The organism is Pseudomonas sp. B8(2017) (assembly GCF_002113575.1).
GTDB classification, from domain to species: domain Bacteria; phylum Pseudomonadota; class Gammaproteobacteria; order Pseudomonadales; family Pseudomonadaceae; genus Aquipseudomonas; species Aquipseudomonas putida_Z.
The window spans coordinates 76,330-97,080 of the sequence record NZ_NEIO01000009.1; the positions used below are offsets into that span (position 1 = coordinate 76,330).

A 20,751-nucleotide genomic window follows, 5' to 3' on the forward strand; every position below is an offset into this window, starting at 1 on the left:
CCCCGTGATCAATGGCTGTGCTCGGCCGAGCCTTTGCCCAGCTCGGACTTGAGGACAAAGCTGCCGGCAGCGGCCACCTGGGTTCCGGCGGCAAGGCCGGTGGTGATTTCCACCTGGCCGGCGTCGCGGCGGCCGGTCTTCACCGGGCGAGCCTCGAAGCCTTCCTCGGTACGGGCAAACACCACGGTCTGCTCCTCCCAGGTTTGCAGTGCGCTTTGCGGTACCACCACGGCGGCGTTGAAGCGTTCGACGCTGACCGCGACATTGACGAACAGCCCGGGGCGCCAGGCGCCGTTGGGGTTGGCCAGCGTGGCGCGGACAGTGGCGGCACGGTTCTGCTCGCCGAGCAGGCTGCCGACGTAGTTGACCTTGCCCTCGACCTGGGCGCCCAGGTCCGGCGCGCTGACCGTGACATTGCGGCCGGTGGTCACCTTGTCCAGGTCGCGCGGGGCGACGGCGAAGGTGGCCCAGACCCGGCTCAGGTCAGACAGGGTGAAGGCATTGCTGGTCTCATCGACCACCTCGCCCACGGTCAGGTGCTTTTCCACCACCACTGCATCGAACGGCGCGCGCAGTTCATAGCGGTTGCCGGCGCCGGCCGGGCCCACGGCGGCGACTTTCTGCCGGGCGTTGGCCAAGGCAATCTCGGCTTCCTGCAACGCCTGGCGGGCCTGCAGGTAATCCTGCTCGGCACTGATGCGTTCCAGCCACAGCTGCTGTTCGCGCTGGAAGGTCAGGCGCGCCAGTTCCAGGCGGCGCTGGGCAGCCTGTTGTTCGCTGCGCAGGTCGGAAATCTGCTGGCTGGCGATTACCGCCAGCACCTGACCACGCTTGACCGCCTGGCCCAGCTCGGCTTGCACCGACTCGACCACACCGGGCACGCGTGGCACGACGTGGGCGGTGCGGTCCTCGTCGAAGCGGATTTCACCCGGGAAGCTGATGGCGGTGCCCAGTTCACGAGGGCCGGCATAGGCCAGTTGCACACCGGCAGCTTCGATCTGGGCGATGGACAGGTGCAGCTTGCCCTCCTCTTCTTCGTGGCCTTCGCCGGCCTGTTCCTCGCCGTGGCCGTGGCTGTCTTCGCCGTGGTCGTCGTGCCGGGCTTCAGTGCTCGACGCCTTGCCGAGGTTGCCGGTCCAGGCCAGGCCACCGAGGCCAAGCGCGGCAATGGCGGCGGCCAGAAGGGCTATCTTGCGTGGATTAGTCATTGTTGCTCCTGCTGTTCAATTTGTTGCTCAGCCCATCGAGGTCGCCATAGATCCGCTCGACCTGCGCCCGCGCGTCGGTCGCCGAGGCCAGCGCCTCGAGGTACAGCCCGCGCGCCTCGATCAGCGTGCGCTGGGCGTCGAGCACATCGAGAAAGGCGAACTTGCCCATTTCGAAACCGCGTGTGGCGGTGTCCACGGCCTGCTGGGCAGAAGGCAGGATGGTGCGGTCATAGGCCTGCACTTCCTGCATGGCCGTGGCCCACTGGCTGACGGCGCTGCGGGTTTCACTGCGCAGGCGCAGCTCCACGGCGTTGCGCAGGTCACGCGCCTGGTCGGCACGGCGGGCCGCGGCCAGCACGTTGCCCTGGTTGCGGTCGAACAGCGGCAAGGGCATCGACAGGCCCACCACATTGACCCGCTCGCGGTCTTCGCGGCTGTACTGGCTGCCAAGGCTGACGGTGAGGTTGGGTATGCGCAGGGCCTTTTCCGAACCCAGGGACGCTTCGCCGCGCTCGACCTGGGCGGCGGCCAGGCGCCATTCAGCCGTTTGCTCGACCTGGTCGAGCAGGGCGTCGGCGCTGGGCGCATCACCGGGGGACAGGTTGGCGGCCTGCAACTGGTCGAAGCTTGCCAGCGGGCTGCCGGTCAACCGTGCCAGGGCCTGGTAAGCCACACTGCGCTGGGTTTGCGCACGGCGCACTTCAGCCTGGGCCTGGGCCAACTGCACCTGGGCCCGGGTGGCCTCCACGGGCGATGACTGGCCAGCGGTCACCCGCCCCTGCACCGCCCGCAGCCCACGCTCGGTCAACGCCTGCGATTGCTGCGCCAGTTCCAGCGCGGTCTGCGCGCGCAGGGCCGCGTGGAACGCCTGCACCACATCGGCGCGCAAGCCGTTGCGCTGGCGCTCCAGGTCCAGCTGGGCAATGGCCTGGCCGGCACCGGCCACGGCGATGCGTGCACCGCGCTTGCCGCCCAGCTCCAGCGGTTGGCTGAGGGTGACAGTGGTGGTGCTGGTGTCACGGCGGGTGTCCTCGACCTCCCAGGACAGCTCCGGGTTGGGGATCAGCCCGGCCTGGCGCCGCTCGCCATCGGCAATGCCGATTTCCCGGCCGGCCGCGGCCAGCTCCGGGTTCTGGGCAAAGGCGGCGTCAAGCGCCTGCGGCAGGCTCAGGCTCTGGCTGGCCTGGGCGCTGGCGGCAACAGCCAGCAACAGGCAGAGCAAGGCGGTCTTGCGGGGGATGGGCACGAAACAGGTCCTCGTCAGCGAGCTTTGGCGAGGGACTGTAGAAAGCCGTGCTTATCGGGGCGGTGGCGGGAAAATTACAATTTTGTAATCAAGCTGCAGGCTGTCTGCTCTGGTCCTATCGCCGGCAAGCCAGCTCCCACAGGTCCGTGACAAAGCTGGAGCCCTATGGAGTTCCTGTGGGAGCTGGCTTGCCGGCGATAGGGCCGGTACAGGCGATATCAAGTTCGATAATCGCCCACTTTCCCGGTACAGCGGTTTAGTCCAATTGACTAAACTAACCAGTCGGTACAAAACTAGACGCATCCAACAACAACAAAGCGATGCCCGTCATGAAGCCCCTCATTCTCGTGCTCAACGGCCCCAACCTGAACATGCTGGGCACCCGCGAGCCTGCCCAATATGGCCACGAAACCCTCGCCGACCTGGCCCAGGGCTGTGCCGATACCGCCCATGCCCACGGCCTGGAAATCGAATTCCGCCAAACCAACCACGAAGGCGAACTGATCGACTGGATCCATGCCGCCCGTGGCCGCTGCGCCGGCATCGTGATCAACCCCGGTGCCTGGACCCATACCTCGGTGGCCATCCGCGATGCCCTGGTGGCCAGCGAAGTGCCGGTAATCGAGGTGCACCTGTCCAACGTGCACAAGCGCGAACCGTTCCGTCACCTGTCGTTCGTATCGTCCATCGCCGTCGGGGTCATCTGCGGCCTGGGCAGCCATGGCTACCGCATGGCCATCAGCCACTTCGCCGAAATGTTGCAGGAGCACAACGCATGAGCCAGCAAGCCATCCTCGCCGGCCTGATCGGTCGCGGCATCCAGCTGTCACGCACCCCTGCCCTGCACGAACACGAAGGTGATGCCCAGGCGCTGCGCTACCTGTACCGGCTGATCGATGCCGACCAGTTGCAACTGGACGACAGCGCCCTGCCCGGCCTGCTCGACGCCGCCCAGCACACCGGTTTCACCGGGCTCAACATCACCTATCCGTTCAAGCAGGCGATCCTGCCACTGCTCGACGAACTGTCGGACGAAGCCCGCGGCATCGGCGCGGTGAACACCGTGGTGCTCAAGGACGGCAAGCGGGTCGGCCACAACACCGACTGCCTGGGCTTTGCCGAAGGCTTGCGCCGTGGCCTGCCTGATGTGGCACGGCGCCAGGTGGTGCAGATGGGTGCCGGTGGTGCCGGTTCGGCCGTGGCCCATGCCCTGCTGGGTGAAGGGGTCGAGCGGCTGGTACTGTTCGAAGTGGACGCGGCCCGTGCGCAGGCCCTGGTGGACAACCTGAATGCCCATTTCGGTGCCGGGCGCGCCGTGGTCGGCAACGACCTGGCCACGGCCCTGGCCGAGGCGGACGGGCTGGTCAACACCACACCGGTGGGCATGGCCAAGCTGCCGGGCACACCGCTGCCGGTGGAGTTGCTGCATGCGCGCCTGTGGGTGGCGGAGATCATCTACTTCCCGCTGGAGACCGAACTGCTGCGCGCCGCCCGGGCGCTGGGCTGCCGCACCCTGGATGGCAGCAACATGGCCGTGTTCCAGGCGGTGAAGGCGTTCGAGCTGTTCAGCGGGCGCCAGGCGGATGCGGCGCGGATGCAGGCGCACTTTGCCAGTTTCACCTGACGGATCGCTGTTGGCTTCTTCGCGGGTAAACCCGCTCCCACAGGGATCGCACAGTCTGCAAGCGGTGCAGTACCTGTGGGAGCGGGCAAGCCCGCGAAGAGGCCGGCACAGACAACTCACCCTTTCTCATCAAGCAACGCCTGTATCACCTGCTCCTGCCCCCCATAATCCCCCTCGCCAAAGTGCACATGGCGCACCTGCCCCTTGCGGTCGACAAAGTAATGCGCCGGCCAGAACTGGTTGCCCCAGGCATTCCACACCTTGTAGTCGTTATCCACCGCCACCGGGTAACCGATCCCCAGGCTAGCCACCTTGTCACGCAAGGTGCCTATATCGTGCTCGTAGTCGTATTCCGGGGTGTGCACGCCGACCACCACCAGGCCCTGGTCGGCATAGCGCCGCGCCCATTCGTTCACATGCGGCAGGCTGCGCCGGCAGTTGATGCAGTCCCAGGTCCAGAAGTCCACCAGCACCACCTTGCCCTTGAGCCCGGGGCCATCCAGCGGCGCCGAGTTCAGCCACTGGCTGGCGCCGGACAGCGACGGCATGGCACCGTAGCTGTCGCGGGCCATCAGGTGCCCGGCCAGGCCCAGGCCGGCCAGCGCCAGGGCAATGCCGCCAACCTTCAACAACAAGCGGCGATCAATTCTCATGGCAACCGCCGGTGGCGTAGGTGCGGTACTGCACGCTCTGCTGCTGGCCCTTGGAGTCGAGGTAGTCCATGCGGGTGTTCACCAGGCCGCAGGCGTCGCTCTGGTCATCCTGTATCGACAGCACTTTCTTCACATCCAGGTGGTCACCGTAGCGGTACTGCATGACCCCGGTATCGTCCATCGGCATCGTGGAGGCCTGGGCGGCAATGGCGCCAAAGCTGAGCACGGCGAACAGGCTGGCACGGGCGAAGGTAATGAAGTTCATGGCATCTCTCCTGTGTAACGCTTGAGGGTGGGGAGTTGTGCTCCCCGGTCGAGAGCCATTTCACGCCGGCCAGGTATCCCGTATGTGTCGCCCGAAGCTGTGATGTGCTTCCTCCTGTGTCTGTACACATGCCAGATACACTGCAATACAAACCCCCGCAGGCAAGCGCGAATGCGCTCGGTACACTGCGCCCATCCCCTCTTGCACAGGAACGCAGCGCATGGAACACGTCGATCACATCCTGATCGTCGACGACGACCGCGAAATCCGCGAACTGGTCGGCAACTACCTGAAGAAGAACGGCCTGCGCACCAGCATCGTCGCCGACGGCCGGCAGATGCGCGCCTTTCTAGAAGCCAACAGCGTCGACCTGATCGTCCTGGACATCATGATGCCCGGCGACGACGGCCTGCTGTTGTGCCGCGAGCTGCGCGCCGGCAAGCACCGCAACACCCCGGTGCTGATGCTGACCGCCCGCAACGACGAAACCGACCGCATCATCGGCCTGGAAATGGGCGCCGACGATTACCTGACCAAGCCGTTCTCGGCCCGCGAACTGCTGGCCCGTATCAACGCCGTGCTGCGCCGCACGCGCATGCTGCCGCCCAACCTGACCATCAGCGAAAGCAGCCGCCTGCTCGGCTTCGGCCAGTGGCGGCTGGACACCACCGCGCGCCACCTGCTCGACAGCGAAGGCACCCTGGTAGCCCTGAGCGGTGCCGAATACCGCCTGCTGCGGGTGTTTCTCGACCACCCGCAGCGGGTGCTCAGCCGTGAGCAGTTGCTCAACCTGACCCAGGGCCGTGAAGCCGACATCTTCGACCGCTCCATCGACCTGCTGGTCAGCCGCCTGCGCCAGCGCCTGGGTGACGACGCCCGCGAACCCAGCTGCATCAAGACCGTGCGCAGCGAGGGCTACGTGTTCTCGCTGCCGGTGCAACTGCTCGAGTCGCCATCATGAAGTGGCCACGTACCCTGGCATCGCGCCTGGCACTGATCTTCTTCACCGGCCTGGTGCTGGCCTACGGCCTGTCGTTCGGCCTGCAGGCCTACGAGCGCTACATCAGCAGCCGCTCGATGATGCTCAGCACCCTGGAGCAGGACGTGGCCACCTCGGTGGCCATCCTCGACCGCCTGCCCGCGGCCGAGCGCGCCGCCTGGTTGCCGCGCCTGGAGCGGCGTACCTACCGCTACCGGCTGGACCAGGGCCTGGCGGGCGAAGCCATGCCGACCAGTGACCCACCCATGGCCGCCGACTCGATCGTCAAGGCCATTGGCGCCGACTATCGCCTTTCCTTCCAGGAAATCCCCGGCCCGAATGCGCACTTCCAGGCACACCTGACCCTGGCCGATGGCGCACCGCTGACCATCGACGTAACCCCATCGCCGGTCCCGGTGGCACGTTGGCTGCCCGTGGTATTGCTGATCCAGCTGGCCGTGCTGTTGCTGTGCACCTGGCTGGCGGTACACCTGGCGATCGGCCCGCTGACCCGCCTGGCCCGTGCGGTGGACAACCTCGACCCGGACAAGCCTGGCGTGCAGCTGGATGAAAGCGGCCCGCGCGAGGTGCGCTACGCCGCCGTGGCCTTCAACGCCCTGCAGGCGCGCATCGCTGCCTACCTCAAGGAACGCATGCAGTTGCTGGCGGCCATTTCCCACGACCTGCAAACACCGATCACGCGCATGAAGCTGCGTGTCGAAGTGATGGACGAAGGGGTGGAAAAGGACAAGCTGTGGAGCGACCTGGGTGAAATGGAACACCTGGTGCGCGAAGGCGTGGCCTATGCCCGCAGCATGGACACCAGCACCGAGGCCCCGTGCCGGGTCAACCTCGATGCCTTTCTCGACAGCCTGGTGTTCGACTACCAGGACAGTGGCGCCCAGGTCGAGCGCCATGGCAGCAGCGGCAGCCTGCTGGAAACCCGCCCGCATGCCCTGCGCCGGGTGCTGGTGAACCTGGTGGACAACGCCCTCAAGTTTGCCGGTGCTGCCGAGCTGGAGGTGTGCCGCGAGGGCGACAGGACGTTGATCCGCGTGCTCGACAACGGGCCTGGCATACCCGGTGGCGAACTGGATGAAGTGCTCAAGCCGTTCTATCGCGTGGAAGGTTCACGCAACCGCAGCACCGGCGGCACAGGGCTGGGGTTGGCGATTGCCCATCAGCTGATCCAGGCCATGGGCGGCCGGCTGACCCTGAGCAACCGCGCAAGCGGCGGGCTGTGCGCGCAGATCGAGCTGAAGTAAGGCAATCTCAGGTAGGAGCGGCCTTGTGTCGCGATCGGGCCGCAAAGCGGCCCCGGCAATTCATGCGGCGAAGCTGAGAACCTGGGGCTGCTACGCAGCCCATCGCGACACAAGGCCGCTCCTACAGGGACTGCGGCGCTTGAGCGACTTCTACACTCCGATACACAACCCCACCACCGCCGACACACTGCAGATACCCCACCCCGACACACTCCCGGTCACACAACCACACCCCGGGAGCCTCCCTGATGAAACCCCTCACCCTTCCCTCCGGCTGGAAGCTGTTCGCCACGCTCACCGGCCTGACCCTGGCGATGACTGCCGTGGTCCTGGCCAGCCAACCTGATCCGGACGGCCTGCGCAGCGCGATCCGTGCCACTGCGCGCAGCTCCTTCGCGCTATTCCTGCTGGCCTTCCTGGCCTCGTCGCTGGTGACCTTGCTGCCTGGCACCAGCAGCCGTCGCATCCTCCAGGAACGGCGCTATCTGGGGTTGGCATTCGCCTTTTCCCACACCGTGCACGGCGTACTGATCTACCGCTATGCCCAGCAATTCCCCGAGCTGTTCTGGGCCGGCCGCACGCTCACTTCCAGCCTGCCCGGCACCCTCGGCTACCTGTTCCTGCTGCTGCTCACCATCACCTCGTTCAAGGCCCCGATGCGCCTGTTGGGTGGCCGTGCCTGGCAGGCCCTGCACAGCACCGGCATGTGGGTACTGGCCGCGGTGTTCTGCCTGTCGTTCTACAAACGCATCCCCATGGGCGGCTGGTACCCGCTGGCGTTCGCCCTGATGTTCAGCGCCATCGCCGTCAAGCTCACCGCCAAGCTGGCCCGCCAGCAACGCCGTAACGCCCGTGCCCTTTCCTGAAGAGAGAAACCAGCATGACCACCTTGACCCGCACCCTGACCACCTTCGACCGTTTCGGTACCTGGAGCGCCGACCTGCCGTTGCGGCTGTTCCTGGCCTGGGAATTTTTCGAATCCGGCTGGGAGAAATTCAATGGCAGCAACTGGTTCGCCGACCTGCAAGCGAACTTCCCGTTCCCCTTCAACCTGCTGCCTGCAGAGCTGAACTGGCAGCTGTCGATGTGGGCGGAGCTGATCCTGCCGTTACTGCTGTTGCTGGGGCTGGGTACCCGGCTGGCCTCGTTGGGGCTGATGGTGGTGACCGTGGTGGCGATTGCCGCGGTGCATTGGCCGGCGCACTGGTCGAACCTGGCCGAGCTGGCCCAAGGGTATGCAATTACCGACCAGGGCTTTGGCAACTTCAAGTTGCCGCTGATCTACCTGGTGGCGTTGCTGCCACTGCTGCTGAAAGGGGCTGGGCGGTTGAGCCTGGATCATTGGCTCAGAGGGCGGTTCTGCAGGTGATATCGCCGGGGCTGCGTTGCAGCCCATCGCCGCGGTTCGTCGCCACGACAAGCCAGCTCCCACAGGTACTGCGCAAGATTCTGAGCATGCGCTGTACCTGTGGGAGCTGGCTTGTCGTGGCGACGAACCGCGGCGATGGGGCGCAAAGCGCCCCAATACCACGATTCAACATGTACCGATGATGATCCCCTGCTCGCGCAGCCCCTCCAGCAACGCCAACCCCTCCTCCACAGCACCGCCCAACGCCTCCAACCGAGCCCGCCCACTGCCCTGTTCCAGCGCCAGCAACCGGTACGCCAGCGGCGCCAGGCGCGCGAAGCGCACCTTCAACCCCGCATCGCGATAGACCAGCAACAAAGTCGGCGCCTCTGGCGCGACCGCTGGCTTGTAATCCGCCCCGATCCGCTCCACCGGCCAGCGATAGGCCAACACCCGCGCCACACACGACAACAGTGGCTCCCCTTCCAGCAGGTCGCCTGCCGGGTCATGGGCCGGGTCCTCGGCATCGCTCAGATACAACTGCGCCTCGACCCACTCATAGTGCGCCAGCTCCAGCTGCCAGGGCGCATCCAGCTCGATGCCTTGCAGGTAATCGACGAACGCTTCGGCAATCTCGGTGAACAACGGTGTCTGGCAGCGATAGTTGGCATAGAAATCTCGCACTCGGGCGTGCCAGCGCGGTTCGCCCAACGCCTGGCGCATCACCGGAAAACTGCCGGCCAGCAAACCTTCGATAGCACCATAGAACAGCTCGCGGTAAACCTTCAGGCGCCGGGCCTCCACGCCCGGCGGCGGCGCATGGCGCTGCGGGTCACGCAGGTGCCGGGCCAAGGTGTACTGCTGCTCACGCAAGGTCTCATTCATTTGCATGCCCTCCCGCAGCACGCTGCACAGTGCGGATGCGCGCCGCCTCGGCGAGCAGTTCGGCAAGCGGCGGGTAGTTGAAATCACGCTCGAGCACGGTGGGTTGCACACCGAAGCGCGCACAGGCGACCGCGTACAGCGCCCACACATCTTCCTTCACCGCAGCCCCGTGGGTGTCTACCTTGAGGTCCGGCGCTTCATCGTAATGGCCAGCCACGTGCATGCCGGAGACCCGCGCCTGGGGCAAGCCCGCCAGGAATTCGCGGGCGTCGTAGCCGTGATTGCAGGCATTGACGAAGACGTTGTTGACGTCCAGCAGCAGGTCGCAGTCGGCCTCATCGAGTACCGCGCGGATGAAGTCGAGTTCACTCATCGCCTGGTACGGCGCGGCGTAGTAGCTGATGTTTTCCACGGCAATGCGCCGCTCCAGGTATTCCTGGGCCTGGCGAATCCGCGCGGCCACATGGCGCACCGCTTCGTCGGTGAATGGAATGGGCATCAGGTCATACAGGTGCCCGTCATCACTGCAGTAGCTCAGGTGCTCGCTGTACAGGCGCACCTGGTGGCGGTCGAGAAACTGGCGGGTCTGGCCAAGGAAATGGCGGTCCAGCGGCTCGCTGCCACCCAGCGACAACGACAGCCCGTGGCAGGTAATGGCAAAACGCTCGGCCAACTGCGCCAGGCCCTTGCCGTAGGCACCGCCCACGGCAACCCAGTTTTCCGGTGCGCATTCGAGAAAGTCCACGGCGCCAGCCTCCATGGCCAGCAGTTCCGGCAGCAGGCCGCGGCGCAGGCCTAGCCCGGCCTGTAAAGGTACAGGGGACAAAGATGTGGGGTGCATGAACAGGTCTCCGCAACAGGCACAACGCCCCGCCTGACCAGCAGGAGGGGCGTTGCGCGGTTCATGGGGCAGAAGGTCAGGACTTGCCGGTCAGGTGGCTGAACAAGCCTTCGGGCATGGCCTTGCCATTAGCCTGGTAGATCGCCTTGAGGTGATCCGCCGCCTCCTGTTCGGAGATGAAGCCATCATGGTTGCTGTCGATCTTGTCGAAGTCGCCGGCACGGTCCTTGGCCACCGCCAGGAACTCGTCGCGCGAGACCTTGCCGTCGTGGTTGCTGTCGGTCTTGGCGAACGAGGCATCACCACACTTGCCCTCGCCACATTTGCCTTCGGCACCGGCCTTGGCGCTGGCACCGCACTTGCCCTCACCGCATTTGCCTTCGCCCTGGGTGGCCTTGGCGCTGCCACCACATTTGCCTTCACCACACTTGCCCTCGCCGGCCACCTTGGCCGAAGCCAGCTGGTAACCCTGGGCCAACGGCTCGACGGCAAAGGCGCTGCTGCTCAATGCCATGCTGCCGATCAGGGCAGCGCCGAGCAGGCCGAGGGTGTTTCGTACTTGAGTCATGGTGTCGCTCCACTGTGGTTGGAATGTGGAGCCATTAGGCCGTTGCGGTATGTCGTGGATGTATCGCGCGGGGTGCGGTTTTGTATGGGAATGGGTCTGCGGCGTGGGCAGATACAGTGGGATACACAACGGCCCCAAGGTGCCTCGGGGCCGTCGTGCAGGGTCAGTCTTCCAGCGGCTTGGGTGGCGCGGCCGGCTTGGCGGGCTTTGCCGGCTTGCTGTCCTTGGCCTTGGGTTCCGGTGCCGCCGCTGCCACAGGCTCCGGCGCCGACACGGCTTTTTCGCTGGCGGGCAGATCATCGACCGCCTTGAGGATCACCTGCGGGTCGATGGCCCCTCCCTCTTCGTCGTCCTTGAGCATGTGCCGCTCACCGTCCTTGCCCACCAGGATCACCTTGGTGCCTTTGCTGGCACCCAGCTTCAACTCGCGGATCAAGGCCATGGTGGTCTGCTGCTCGAGGTTCTTGTCCTCACGCTTGCCCATCATGTTGGCAACGCTGTACACCACCAGGTTGCGCTCTTTGAAGGCGGCCTGGGTGGCCGGGTCCTTGAGGGCCTCGTTCAACCCACGCAACGTTGGGTCGGCGCTGCTGGGTGCAATGACGACCAAGGGCCTGGCCTTGCCCAGTTCCTTGGCCAGCGGCGCGTCACTGTCGGCAGCAAACACAGGGGCGACAAGCGCGAGCAAGGTGGCGAGGGTCAGTGACCGGACGAGCATGCGTATCTCCTTATTCTCTCGATAAACCAGAAGACTACAGATCAGGGCGAAAGATCCGACGGGCGAGCGTAAACCACCCAGAGGCCTCCATGTTTCAATGAACAGTAACCGGCGGTTACCAAGCGTGGTCACTCTTCGTCGCGAGCCCGAAAAAGTACCTCTATCACTTGTAACTTGAGCATAGTCCAATGCGCCCTCGTCATACCCAACGTTGCAGAGCCTCGATGGTCAGTTGAAGTTCGGTCCTTTCGGTCCATAGCCTGATTTCCGCCATCAACCTGGCGGCGTCCTCGGCATTGGCATCCTCAGCCAACTGGTTCTGAAAACTTCGCGGCACTTCGAGTTCGCGTACGTAGCGTTTCTCGAGATATTTTCTCCAGAACGATTGCTGGACCATCCACACTGCCACCGATTGGGCTGTCTCGTTACGCCTTATTTCCTCACGCGCGCGCATGACCGAAGCGTCATCCAGGTTCGGGATGCCCGCGTGTAGCATGCTCTGCGCATTACCAGGCAGGTCCAGGTCCTCGCGCAAGCGGATCGAGTAGGCCAGTGCCCATTCGATCGACTCGTTCCCGCGACGTGCAGCCTCAGCCTCACGCAAGGCGATGAACTCGACCTCCCGCTGCCTCCACAACCGCCGCGCCAACGCGACCAGAACTCGCTCCTGGCTACCAGAAGGGGCAGCCTGCTCGGCGTCCCATTCAAGGCATCGGATTTCAAGTTCCTGGAAGACCACCGTGGCGTTGTCGGCGCAGTTCTCAACCACCGCACGGGAGAAAAGCTCATTGGCCAGCTGTGGAACCTTCTCGATCTTTGCCATCATCGCCAAAACCCGTAAAGCCAGCATTTCCCCAAATCGAGGATGAGTGAAATCTTGCGAGTGCGTGAGCTGTTTGAGCAACTGCATGAAACTCGTCGCCCCATCCATTTGCTCGATAGTCATCCACAAGTTGCTCAGGTCTTCACGGCTCTCGCCATCCAGGCGGTCCGCCCAGCGAAACTTCTCAGGGACCGTGCTGTACTCTGGAATATTCCAGTTCTGCTGCGCCCGTTCAGCCTGACGCAGCAACACAGGATTGCCTGCCAGCGCCACGTAACCTCGCTGCCATAAATTGGACTCGATGAAACCAGGGGGCAACGTAGTGATGAAGTTGTTGGAAGCATCGAGCATGTACAGCGCCCGACAATTCGTGATGCCCTCGGGCAACGATGCCAACCCGGTATTACGTAAACGCAGTTCGGCCAACTGTTCCATCCCTACCACGGAAAAGGGCATGTTCAAACGGTTGTCCGAAAGGTTCAGGTACCGTAGCCGGCGGCAGAGCGCCAGCACTTGAGCCTGAGGCACGTCCAGCGAGATGCGGTTGGCGGACAGGTCGAGAATGCGCAGATCATTGAGCAACGCCAGGCTGCCTGGCAGACGCTCCAACCGGTTGTAGTTCAGTTCCAGAGACGTAAGATTGGGGAATGAAAGAAGAAATTGTTCTGGCACTTCCGTCAGTTGCAGGCTGCGCAGGGAAAGCTCGGTAACATGCTGGAAGATGAACTGTGGCCCCAATACAGGCAATGAGCGCAGCTCATAGCCGCTGTACTGCCAAGCCACAGATTCCCTTTCGTTCTCAGGGACAACCTGACCAGGCACCCGCGCCCGCCAGCAATTCATGATTGCTTTGCGAAACCGCTTGCGCTCGGTTCGTTCACCGGTCATCAGGCCTTGCCGCTCCCAGCCTTTCAAGTGGGCCTTCAACAGCTCCTCTTGCTGTTCGAGCACCCTGAGTTCAGCCTCGGTATCGCGCCCCGAAGCATGCAGCCTGGCCAGCCAGGCTTCGATCTGCTCGTCACTGTACGCGGGGTAGAGTTTGCGCAGGCGCGCCTCGAACGCGCGCGGTCGAGACGCAGGCCGGACAAAGCGTCCCAGGCCCCCACCAAGCGGGTAGCCGACCCGGCCATCCTCCAGGCGCATTGGCGTCAGCATCCATGGCTGTCGAGGGTTTTTGCCCAACGCCTGGGCGAGCACCCTGCTGTGCCCGGCAATTTGCCGTCCCAATACTGCTCTCAAGCTCGCGGCATAGGGTTCAGTGATGCCGAGTGCCGCATGATCGGCAGGGACAAACGCCTCCACCAGGGTCTCGAACAACTCGCCGGGGCCGCGCAGCTCCAGGCCTAGCGCGTCCTCAAGTTCGAACTGCCCGTTGTCATGTACAAGCCTGTAGTTCTGCCCGTTACCAGCGGTAGTCATTAATGGCTGCGGGCTATCGCCATCGTACAGCCGCCAGCGCGGCCTGGCCTCCCTGACATCCAGAGTCTCCAGCAGCGTCAGCGCGACCTTGGCCTGATCCAGGGTCTGGGGCGTTTCGATGAACAGCCCCTCGCAGGCACGCGCAACACGTATGCGCAGTACACTCAGCCGGGACCTTTCGACCAGCCGAAACGGCACCGTGCCGCTGACCAGTGCCTGAAACTCCGCACCTTCGGCCGACAGCTCAGCCAGCAGCTCGCGCGCCGCTCGGCGATGCAGGCTCGGGAATGCCCTGCGCAACGTTGCCACCGCCGCATCGTCCGGCTCCTGCTGCCCGTCATACACCTGTTGAAACAGTTGGCGACGCCTTGCAGAGACCTGCGCCGCCAATGCCGGCCCGTCGTGCTCGGTGACGCCAGGCAACGCCCGGGCCTTCGACAGCAACGGTGCGTCCTCCGGCACCCGCCCAAGCTTCAAATCGTCCAGCAAGGCTTGCAGCCGACGGTCGATCAGCAGGCGCTCTACGGTATCGACCAGCTCGGCCTCAGGCGCACGACCGTACACATGTAACGCCCGAAGATGATCTGCCTCCAGGGCATGGATAGCCATGGCCTGGTCAATCTGTTCATCATCCAGCCGAGCGAAACGCTCACCCAGGCGGCGGAACATCCTGTGCTTGTCTGTCCAGCTGGCCGGTTGCTCGGTCCATAGCCGCCAGGCACCGGCGTCATTGTGACGCAACAAAGGTCCATGGCCACCTCGTGGTGCCAGTTGCCACTCTTCATCTGCGCGCTGCACGATTTCGTAGTTGTGGCCGTCCATGATCATCCAGCTTCTGTCCTGGGCACGGTAGATGCCCATAGCATCGGCTACCTCACCAGCGGGAGGTGCAGCACTGCGAAACGGCACCAGGTCTCCATTCCAGAGTTTCTCGCTGCCGTCTTCCAGGCGCGCTGGCACCCACTGGTCCAATGCGGCCCAGGCCCGGCTCGCTTCCCGCCATACCACAGCGGTGACACCGATCACGGCCAGGTCTTTGGTCACGCTGAGCACATGCTCCATCGCGGCACTGGTATCGCCCTCGCGCCAGTCTTCGACGGCCTGGAACAGCTCGCCCAGCAGGTCCCAGACCATTACCGCCAGCAGCAGTGCATTGAGCGCAGGGATGAACACGCCCGCCACCGTGGCCAGTGTCCAACCCTCGGCAACCAACCTTTGTTGATGAGCTTCCTGGGCCTTGCGGTCAAGGTCTGACACCGGCGTTGCAATCACCGCAGCATCGTCCTTGATGTGATCGATGCGCGCGCAAGCAAGGTGCTCGAACAACGGCAGCGGGTAGTCCCGCATGTGCTGGTCCATTTCCCGGGTTGCCCAATCGGCGACGCCTACCAGGTCCTTGGCAACTCTGGAGAAGAACTGCTGGCTGTCGCGCCGGCGTATGAAGCGTTTGAAGAAATCCTGATAGCGCTTGTCTCGCAGACGCTGGCCCAGGACCTTGCGGGTGAAGCTTTCCAGGTCGGGGCTTGCGGTCCAGGGACCGTGGGGGTCATCGGGAATATAGACAATGATCTTGCGGCTGACCTTGTCATGAAATACATCGAGTATCACGATCTGTTGCAAGTCGCAGCCGAACGCCTTCAGTTGCCGGGCCACCACTTTCGATTCGTAGAGCGTGCCGGGGCGTCCGTGCTTGCACAGGTCCACCACCAGTTCCAGTTCAGCGGCATTCAGTACGCCATCACTCTTGGCCTTGCACGCATCGATCAGCATGACCGAGCTGTACAGCTGGGCAAGCGTCGAAGCCATGCTGCGCCAGCCGCTGGCCTGGCTGTTCGGCGCTTTGAGCACGGAGTCCAGGTGCTGTTGATAGCGCTTGCCCAGGTCCAGCTTGCGGCACAAGCGCGCGAAGGCAGGCGCGGTTGGCGACGCGAGGCGTTGCGACAGGCTGTCGACGATGCAGTTGTCCTTGTGCTGTTCGTTCCGCCCCTCGCCCGGCGTGAAGTTGTCCAGTGCCGCCTCGATCAGCGGTACGTCGAAATAGTCCTTTTCCACCACCGGGTAGCGCCCCCACACGGTGCCCTGGCTGGGAGCGGTGTAGGTGTACCAGCGCCTGAAATACAGGCCATCGACATTTTCCCTGGTGACGAATTCTTCCTGCATGGCGTGTTGTAGCAGCGGCTTGACGAAACGGTCGATGCCCTCGATGCGCGCAAGCTCCTTTTCCAGCCACTGTCGACAGGCCAGGCTGTCTTTCAATGCGTTACGTAAAGCAGCATGCTGCGATTCATACAGACCGTTGGCCGGGATGTTCTGCTCGGTCGGCGATACGATACGCAGCCGGCGAATCCATCTGGGCAGTCGTTTGACGATGAGGTTGTCCTGATAGGCCTGCTCCATGGCCAGCGTATCGGCGGTTGGCGGTAGTTCCTGGCGGGGTGTAGTCACGTTGTTGCGCCTCTGGCTGATCCAAAGGCCCGACACTAGACGCAGGCTTGCCAAGCGATTGGCTAGATAGCTACCACCTCTTCAGAACAGCGCCAGCTGCTGGCCGGTCAGCCCTTCGAAACTGTCGCCAACGAAAGGCAGGATGGCATCAGCCACCGGCTGCAGCTGCCGCGTCAGGTAATGCTCGTAGTCCACCGGTGCTTGCAGGTTTTCCAGGGGTTCTGGGCCCGCCAGGGTGATCAGATAGCTGATCCAGCCGCCGCGCTGGTATTGCAACGGGCGGCCAAGGCGGCGGTTGTAGTCATCGGCCAGCCGGGCCGCACGCACGTGCGGTGGCACATTGCGCTGGTAATCGGCTAGCGGCCGGCGCAAACGCTTGCGGTACACCATCAGCTCATTCAGCTCGCCCGCCAGGGTGCGCCGTACATAATCACGCACATACGCCTGGTAGGGCTCCCCGCGGAATATCCGGCCATAAAGCTCCTGCTGGAACTCCCGGGCCAGCGGCGACCAGTCGGTACGCACCGACTCCAGGCCTTTGTAGACCATCTGCTCGCTGCCATCGGCCCGCTGCACCAGCCCGGCGTAGCGCTTCTTGCTGCCTTCGTCCGTGCCGCGGATGGTGGGCATCAGGAAGCGCCGGTAATGCACCTCGAACTGCAGCTCCAGCGCGCTTTCCAGGTTCATCCGCTCGCGCAGGTGTTCGCGCCACCACTGGTTGACCTGGGCCACCAGCTCACGGCCGATGCGTGCTGCAGCCTCCTCGCCGTGGGCGCCCTTGAGCCAGACGAAGGTGGAGTCGGTATCGCCGTAGATCACCTCGTAGCCCCTGGCTTCGATCAGCGCACGGGTCTGGCGCATGATCTGGTGCCCGCGCATGGTGATCGACGAAGCCAGGCGCGGGTCGAAGAAGCGGCAGCCGCTCGAGCCCAACACCCCGTAGAAGGCATTCATGATGATCTTCAGCGCTTGCGACAGCGGCGCGTTGCCCTCGCGCTTGGCCGCTTCCCGGCCCTGCCATACACGCTCGACGATGGCCGGCAGGCAATGCTCGCTACGGGAAAAACGCCCACCCCGGAAGCCTTCCACCGAGTGTTCATCGTCGGGCAGGCGCAAGCCTTCGACCAGCCCCACCGGGTCGATCAGGAAGGTACGAATGATCGACGGGTACAGGCTCTTGTAGTCCAGCACCAACACCGAGTCGTACAGGCCCGGGCGCGAATCCATGACGAAGCCACCGGGGCTGGCTTCGTCGGGGCGGCTGCCGAGGTTGGGGGCGACGAAGCCCAGGCGGTGCATCTGCGGGATGTACAAGTGGCAGAACGCGGCCACCGAACCACCGCTGCGGTCCACCGCAAGGCCGGTCACCGAAGACCGCTCCAGCAGGAATTCGAGCAGGCGGGTGTGGGCGAAAATGCGCGTCACCAGCTCGCAATCCTTGAGGTTGTAGCGCGCCAACGCCGGCTTGTCCTCGGCGAAGCGGCGGTTGATTTCATCCATGCGCTGGTACGGCGTGTCGATGGCCTTGCCTTCACCGAGCAAGGTCTGGGCGACACTTTCGAGGCTGAACGACGGGAAGCTCCAGGTCGCCGAGCGCAGCGCCTCGATGCCGTCGATCAGCAGCCGCCCCGGGGCATCGGCGAACACGTGGCCACCACCGGCATGGCTGCGCAAGGTCATCGGCGTGCCATTGCGCCCCAGTGCCAGCGGTACCAGCAGCAGCTTGGCGTGCTCGTGCAGCAGGCGCAGGTCGAACTGGATCAGGTTCCAGCCGATGATTGCATCCGGGTCGTGCTCGGCCATCCACTGGTTGAGGCAGGCCAGTATGTCGGCGCGGTCGGCGCAGTAGTGCAGGTCGAAGTCGAGGTCATCAGCCGTGCCGTTGGCCGGCCCGAGCATGTACACCTGGCGCTGGCCACAACCTTCCAGGGCAATGCTGTACAGCTCGCCCCGCTCGCTGGTCTCGATGTCCAGCGACACCAGGCGCAGCGGCGGGCGATAACCTGGCAGGGGCTTGAGCTGGGCATCGCAGAGCACGCCTTGGGCATCCGGTTGGCCGGTGAACTGCACCGGGGCGGTGATGAAGCGCTCCATCAGGTAGCGCTCGGGCGGGCGAATATCGGCTTCGAACACCTCGATACCGGCCGTGCGCAGGCGTTGCTCCAGCTGCATCAGTTGCCGGTGCTGGCGGCAGTACAGGCCCAGCACCGGGCGCTGGTCAAAGTCCTTCAGCTGCAGCGGCCGCAACTCGACACCGGCTTCGTTGGCCAGCAGCACCCGCGCGTGCGCTTCCTGCGCCTGGGGGATGAATGCCACCGATACCTGCGGCGCCAGGCGCAGTTGTCGTGGCCCCTGGTCGGTGGCCAGCCAGAATTCCACGCAGGTGCCTTCGGGCGTGTCATGCCAATGTCGGGTCAGGACAAAGCCCTGCTGCAACTCCACCGCGTCGACCTCTGAATCGTTTGTTGTGCTGATTGCGGGATTCTACCGCTGACGCACCGTCGCAGCGCATTTTGTTGGGGCCAGCAGGTGTTTGCCGAAATATTTTCAGCGCCGGGCGCTTGCCCGCGGCCGGGCGTTTGCTCGAACGCGTGTTCAACCGTACAGGTAATTGATGTCCTTGCAGGCCAGCGGTGGCACCTGGCCCAGCAGGAACTCGCGCAGCTTGTGCATCTGCCGCGCCTTGGGGCTGGCCTTGAGCCAGGTCATGTAATAGCCGTCGCCGGTGGCCACCGCGTGCTTGAACGGCGTTACCAGGCGCCCCGCCAACAGGTCGGCGCTGGCCAGCACCAGGTCGACCACCGAAATACCCAGGCCTTGCTGTGCGGCCGAGATGCCCTGGTCGAGGGTATCGAACACTTGCCCGTGATCGATGCTGATGTCCAGCGCGTCCATGCGAGCCAGCCAGCGCCGCCAGTCTCGTCGGTCAGGGGACGGGTGCAGGAATTCGCACTGGGCCAGGTCGGCAAGGCCCGGTTGTGCCTGGGCCATGTAATCCGGGTGGCACACCGGGATCAGCCATTCATCGAACAGCTTGAAACTCTCGATATCGGCGGGAAAACGCCCGTTGGCCAGGAGGATCGCACAGTCGTAGGGCTCGGAATAGAAGTCCACGCTGTCGATGTCCATCCACACGCTGGACAGCTGCACGCTGCAGTTGTCCTCGACCTTCTTGAACGCATCCAGCGCCCGCAGCAGCCAGCGCACGGTGAGCGTGGACGGTGCCTTCAGACGCAGGCCGTAGCGGTCCTGGCGCAGCAGGGCGCAGGCATTTTCGATGATCTTGAAGCCAACCTTGAGCTCCTGCGCCAGCAGGCGGCCGTGCTCGGTCAGGGCCAGCTTCGGCCCGCGGCGCTCGAACAGGTCGCAGCCGAACATGGCTTCGAGGGTCTTGATGTGGTGGCTGACGGCGCCCTGGGTCAGGGCCAGCTCTTCCGCGGCACGGGTGAATGAGCCATAGCGAGAGGCCACCTCGAAGGCACGCAGCGCGTGCAAAGCCTGAATCCGTTCCGACATGGCGACGCCCCGAGCATGAGTAAGACTAATAGTAGGTCATAGTTCCACGCGTTTTACAACACCAAGGACGTCTCGGAAAATGCGGGTAAATAATAAACATAACCAAGATCCTGCCTGCATGTGACTTGAACGTTCATCAAATTTACGCCTGGGGAAATCATGTCGACGGGTTATGGAACTTGCTATCGCCTGGATGCGCTAGAGCTGGCCGCTGACCATGTGCGCAACGCGCGACATTGGACCTACAAAGCCGTAGAACATTTTCGCAGTGTCCTCGCCAACCCCGAGTTTCCCTGCCTGTTCGGCCGCAAGGCGGTAAACGGCGCAACCTGCCACATCCTCTTCGCCCGCGCCGGGCAGCTGGCCGATGACATCGCCATGGGCCTGGCCGACTACGTGCGCACCGTCACACCTATCCCACCCAAGCAGCGTATCGGCAGCCCACTGGTGGTGTTTCTCGAAACCGCCGCCGACTACACCCTGGCCGAGCAACAGGCGCTGGCCTGGAAGGTGTTGCGTGGCGTGCACGCGCGCGACCCGCATCCCTGGCCGCAGGGCATCCCGACCGACCCCGACGACAACGCCTGGTCGTTCTGCTTTGCCGGCATGCCGCTGTTCATCAACATGAACTTCCCCGGCCACCAGCAGATGAAAAGCCGCAACCTGGGGCCGCACATCACCTTCGTCATCAACCCGCGGGCGAACTTCGACGAAGTGGCCAACGTCAACACCGAAAGCGGCCATCGTATCCGCGAACGCATCCGCGAGCGCGTGCACCACTACAACGACGGCGTCATGCCCGACACCCTTGGTTTCTTCGGCGATGCCGACAACTACGAGTGGAAGCAGTACCAACTGCAGGAGGCAGGGTCGCTCAACCCGTCCCGCTGCCCGTTCCACGCCCATGCCGTACAGCCGGCAACACCCGACATACTGATCGAGACCTGA

Annotated in this window: 18 protein-coding genes; 7 read left to right on the plus strand and 11 right to left on the minus strand. The window is 64.1% G+C overall.

Annotated features, from left to right (window positions below; all coding sequences use genetic code 11):
* Positions 1-8: 8 nt before the first annotated feature.
* Together CAG22_RS15120 and CAG22_RS15125 are read right to left on the minus strand one after the other, a co-directional pair.
* Entirely contained in the window at positions 9-1,208 is a 1,200-nt protein-coding gene (locus tag CAG22_RS15120; RefSeq protein ID WP_085705703.1) for an efflux RND transporter periplasmic adaptor subunit, read from the minus strand.
* Positions 1,201-2,454, minus strand: a complete 1,254-nt coding sequence (locus CAG22_RS15125; protein ID WP_085705704.1) for a TolC family protein — start codon at positions 2,452-2,454, stop codon at positions 1,201-1,203. Before CAG22_RS15125 ends, CAG22_RS15120 begins: the two co-directional genes overlap by 8 nt.
* A 329-nt stretch (positions 2,455-2,783) precedes the next feature.
* On the opposite strand from CAG22_RS15125, the gene aroQ reads away from it, so the two are divergent.
* Together aroQ and CAG22_RS15135 are read left to right on the plus strand one after the other, a co-directional pair.
* Positions 2,784-3,233: a type II 3-dehydroquinate dehydratase gene (gene aroQ, locus CAG22_RS15130; protein WP_085592233.1), complete on the plus strand. Its 450-nt coding sequence runs from the start codon at positions 2,784-2,786 to the stop codon at positions 3,231-3,233.
* Positions 3,230-4,078, plus strand: coding sequence for a shikimate dehydrogenase (locus tag CAG22_RS15135; RefSeq protein ID WP_025338504.1), 849 nt, complete (start codon positions 3,230-3,232; stop codon positions 4,076-4,078). Before aroQ ends, CAG22_RS15135 begins: the two co-directional genes overlap by 4 nt.
* A 116-nt stretch (positions 4,079-4,194) precedes the next feature.
* Here the strand turns inward: CAG22_RS15135 and CAG22_RS15140 are convergent, their stop codons facing one another.
* Entirely contained in the window at positions 4,195-4,731 is a 537-nt protein-coding gene (locus tag CAG22_RS15140) for a thioredoxin family protein (RefSeq protein WP_170929310.1), read from the minus strand.
* Positions 4,721-4,996, minus strand: a complete 276-nt coding sequence (locus CAG22_RS15145) for a DUF2790 domain-containing protein (RefSeq protein WP_025338502.1) — start codon at positions 4,994-4,996, stop codon at positions 4,721-4,723. Before CAG22_RS15145 ends, CAG22_RS15140 begins: the two co-directional genes overlap by 11 nt.
* A 220-nt stretch (positions 4,997-5,216) precedes the next feature.
* Between CAG22_RS15145 and CAG22_RS15150 the strand changes: the two genes are divergently transcribed.
* From CAG22_RS15150 to CAG22_RS15165, 4 genes are all read left to right on the plus strand, one after another.
* A complete protein-coding gene (locus CAG22_RS15150) occupies positions 5,217-5,957 on the plus strand; it encodes a response regulator (protein WP_003250463.1) in 741 nt (246 codons plus the stop codon).
* The gene (locus tag CAG22_RS15155) at positions 5,954-7,240 is read left to right on the plus strand and encodes a HAMP domain-containing sensor histidine kinase (protein WP_085705705.1); all 1,287 of its coding nucleotides are present in this window, start codon (positions 5,954-5,956) and stop codon (positions 7,238-7,240) included. The genes CAG22_RS15150 and CAG22_RS15155 overlap by 4 nt, the downstream gene beginning before the upstream one ends.
* 248 nt (positions 7,241-7,488) lie before the next feature.
* Positions 7,489-8,106, plus strand: a complete 618-nt coding sequence (locus CAG22_RS15160) for a ferric reductase-like transmembrane domain-containing protein (RefSeq protein ID WP_085705706.1) — start codon at positions 7,489-7,491, stop codon at positions 8,104-8,106.
* Positions 8,107-8,120: 14 nt separating this feature from the next.
* Positions 8,121-8,609 (plus strand): DoxX family protein, encoded by a 489-nt coding sequence (locus tag CAG22_RS15165; protein WP_075044651.1) that lies wholly within the window; start codon positions 8,121-8,123, stop codon positions 8,607-8,609.
* A 165-nt stretch (positions 8,610-8,774) separates the two neighbouring features.
* Here CAG22_RS15165 and CAG22_RS15170 read toward each other — a convergent pair whose 3' ends face one another.
* The 7 genes from CAG22_RS15170 to CAG22_RS15200 form a co-directional block, all read right to left on the minus strand.
* Positions 8,775-9,473, minus strand: a complete 699-nt coding sequence (locus CAG22_RS15170) for a DUF2063 domain-containing protein (RefSeq protein WP_085705707.1) — start codon at positions 9,471-9,473, stop codon at positions 8,775-8,777.
* Positions 9,466-10,314, minus strand: coding sequence for a DUF692 domain-containing protein (locus CAG22_RS15175; protein ID WP_085592223.1), 849 nt, complete (start codon positions 10,312-10,314; stop codon positions 9,466-9,468). Before CAG22_RS15175 ends, CAG22_RS15170 begins: the two co-directional genes overlap by 8 nt.
* Positions 10,315-10,390: 76 nt before the next feature.
* On the minus strand, positions 10,391-10,882 hold the full coding sequence (locus CAG22_RS15180; RefSeq protein ID WP_013971966.1) for a hypothetical protein: 492 nt from the start codon (positions 10,880-10,882) through the stop codon (positions 10,391-10,393).
* 163 nt (positions 10,883-11,045) lie between these two features.
* A complete protein-coding gene (locus tag CAG22_RS15185) occupies positions 11,046-11,600 on the minus strand; it encodes a DUF4174 domain-containing protein (protein ID WP_025338496.1) in 555 nt (184 codons plus the stop codon).
* A gap of 199 nt (positions 11,601-11,799) precedes the next feature.
* A complete protein-coding gene (locus CAG22_RS15190; RefSeq protein ID WP_085592219.1) occupies positions 11,800-16,287 on the minus strand; it encodes an NEL-type E3 ubiquitin ligase domain-containing protein in 4,488 nt (1,495 codons plus the stop codon).
* 81 nt (positions 16,288-16,368) lie between these two features.
* Positions 16,369-18,729: a DNA polymerase II gene (locus CAG22_RS15195; RefSeq protein WP_085592217.1), complete on the minus strand. Its 2,361-nt coding sequence runs from the start codon at positions 18,727-18,729 to the stop codon at positions 16,369-16,371.
* 153 nt (positions 18,730-18,882) lie between these two features.
* On the minus strand, positions 18,883-19,803 hold the full coding sequence (locus tag CAG22_RS15200) for a LysR substrate-binding domain-containing protein (protein ID WP_025338493.1): 921 nt from the start codon (positions 19,801-19,803) through the stop codon (positions 18,883-18,885).
* 159 nt (positions 19,804-19,962) lie between these two features.
* Between CAG22_RS15200 and CAG22_RS15205 the strand changes: the two genes are divergently transcribed.
* Positions 19,963-20,751, plus strand: coding sequence for a YqcI/YcgG family protein (locus tag CAG22_RS15205; RefSeq protein ID WP_025338492.1), 789 nt, complete (start codon positions 19,963-19,965; stop codon positions 20,749-20,751).

What these genes read in the sequence shown, in the direction of transcription:
- CAG22_RS15120 (WP_085705703.1), bottom strand. Translation starts at nt 1,208, where the DNA reads ATGACTAATCCACGCAAGATAGCCCTTCTGGCCGCCGCCATTGCCGCG.
- aroQ (WP_085592233.1), top strand. Translation starts at nt 2,784, where the DNA reads ATGAAGCCCCTCATTCTCGTGCTCAACGGCCCCAACCTGAACATGCTG.
- CAG22_RS15135 (WP_025338504.1), top strand. Translation starts at nt 3,230, where the DNA reads ATGAGCCAGCAAGCCATCCTCGCCGGCCTGATCGGTCGCGGCATCCAG.
- CAG22_RS15140 (WP_170929310.1), bottom strand. Translation starts at nt 4,731, where the DNA reads ATGAGAATTGATCGCCGCTTGTTGTTGAAGGTTGGCGGCATTGCCCTG.
- CAG22_RS15145 (WP_025338502.1), bottom strand. Translation starts at nt 4,996, where the DNA reads ATGAACTTCATTACCTTCGCCCGTGCCAGCCTGTTCGCCGTGCTCAGC.
- CAG22_RS15150 (WP_003250463.1), top strand. Translation starts at nt 5,217, where the DNA reads ATGGAACACGTCGATCACATCCTGATCGTCGACGACGACCGCGAAATC.
- CAG22_RS15155 (WP_085705705.1), top strand. Translation starts at nt 5,954, where the DNA reads ATGAAGTGGCCACGTACCCTGGCATCGCGCCTGGCACTGATCTTCTTC.
- CAG22_RS15160 (WP_085705706.1), top strand. Translation starts at nt 7,489, where the DNA reads ATGAAACCCCTCACCCTTCCCTCCGGCTGGAAGCTGTTCGCCACGCTC.
- CAG22_RS15165 (WP_075044651.1), top strand. Translation starts at nt 8,121, where the DNA reads ATGACCACCTTGACCCGCACCCTGACCACCTTCGACCGTTTCGGTACC.
- CAG22_RS15170 (WP_085705707.1), bottom strand. Translation starts at nt 9,473, where the DNA reads ATGAATGAGACCTTGCGTGAGCAGCAGTACACCTTGGCCCGGCACCTG.
- CAG22_RS15175 (WP_085592223.1), bottom strand. Translation starts at nt 10,314, where the DNA reads ATGCACCCCACATCTTTGTCCCCTGTACCTTTACAGGCCGGGCTAGGC.
- CAG22_RS15180 (WP_013971966.1), bottom strand. Translation starts at nt 10,882, where the DNA reads ATGACTCAAGTACGAAACACCCTCGGCCTGCTCGGCGCTGCCCTGATC.
- CAG22_RS15185 (WP_025338496.1), bottom strand. Translation starts at nt 11,600, where the DNA reads ATGCTCGTCCGGTCACTGACCCTCGCCACCTTGCTCGCGCTTGTCGCC.
- CAG22_RS15200 (WP_025338493.1), bottom strand. Translation starts at nt 19,803, where the DNA reads ATGTCGGAACGGATTCAGGCTTTGCACGCGCTGCGTGCCTTCGAGGTG.
- CAG22_RS15205 (WP_025338492.1), top strand. Translation starts at nt 19,963, where the DNA reads ATGTCGACGGGTTATGGAACTTGCTATCGCCTGGATGCGCTAGAGCTG.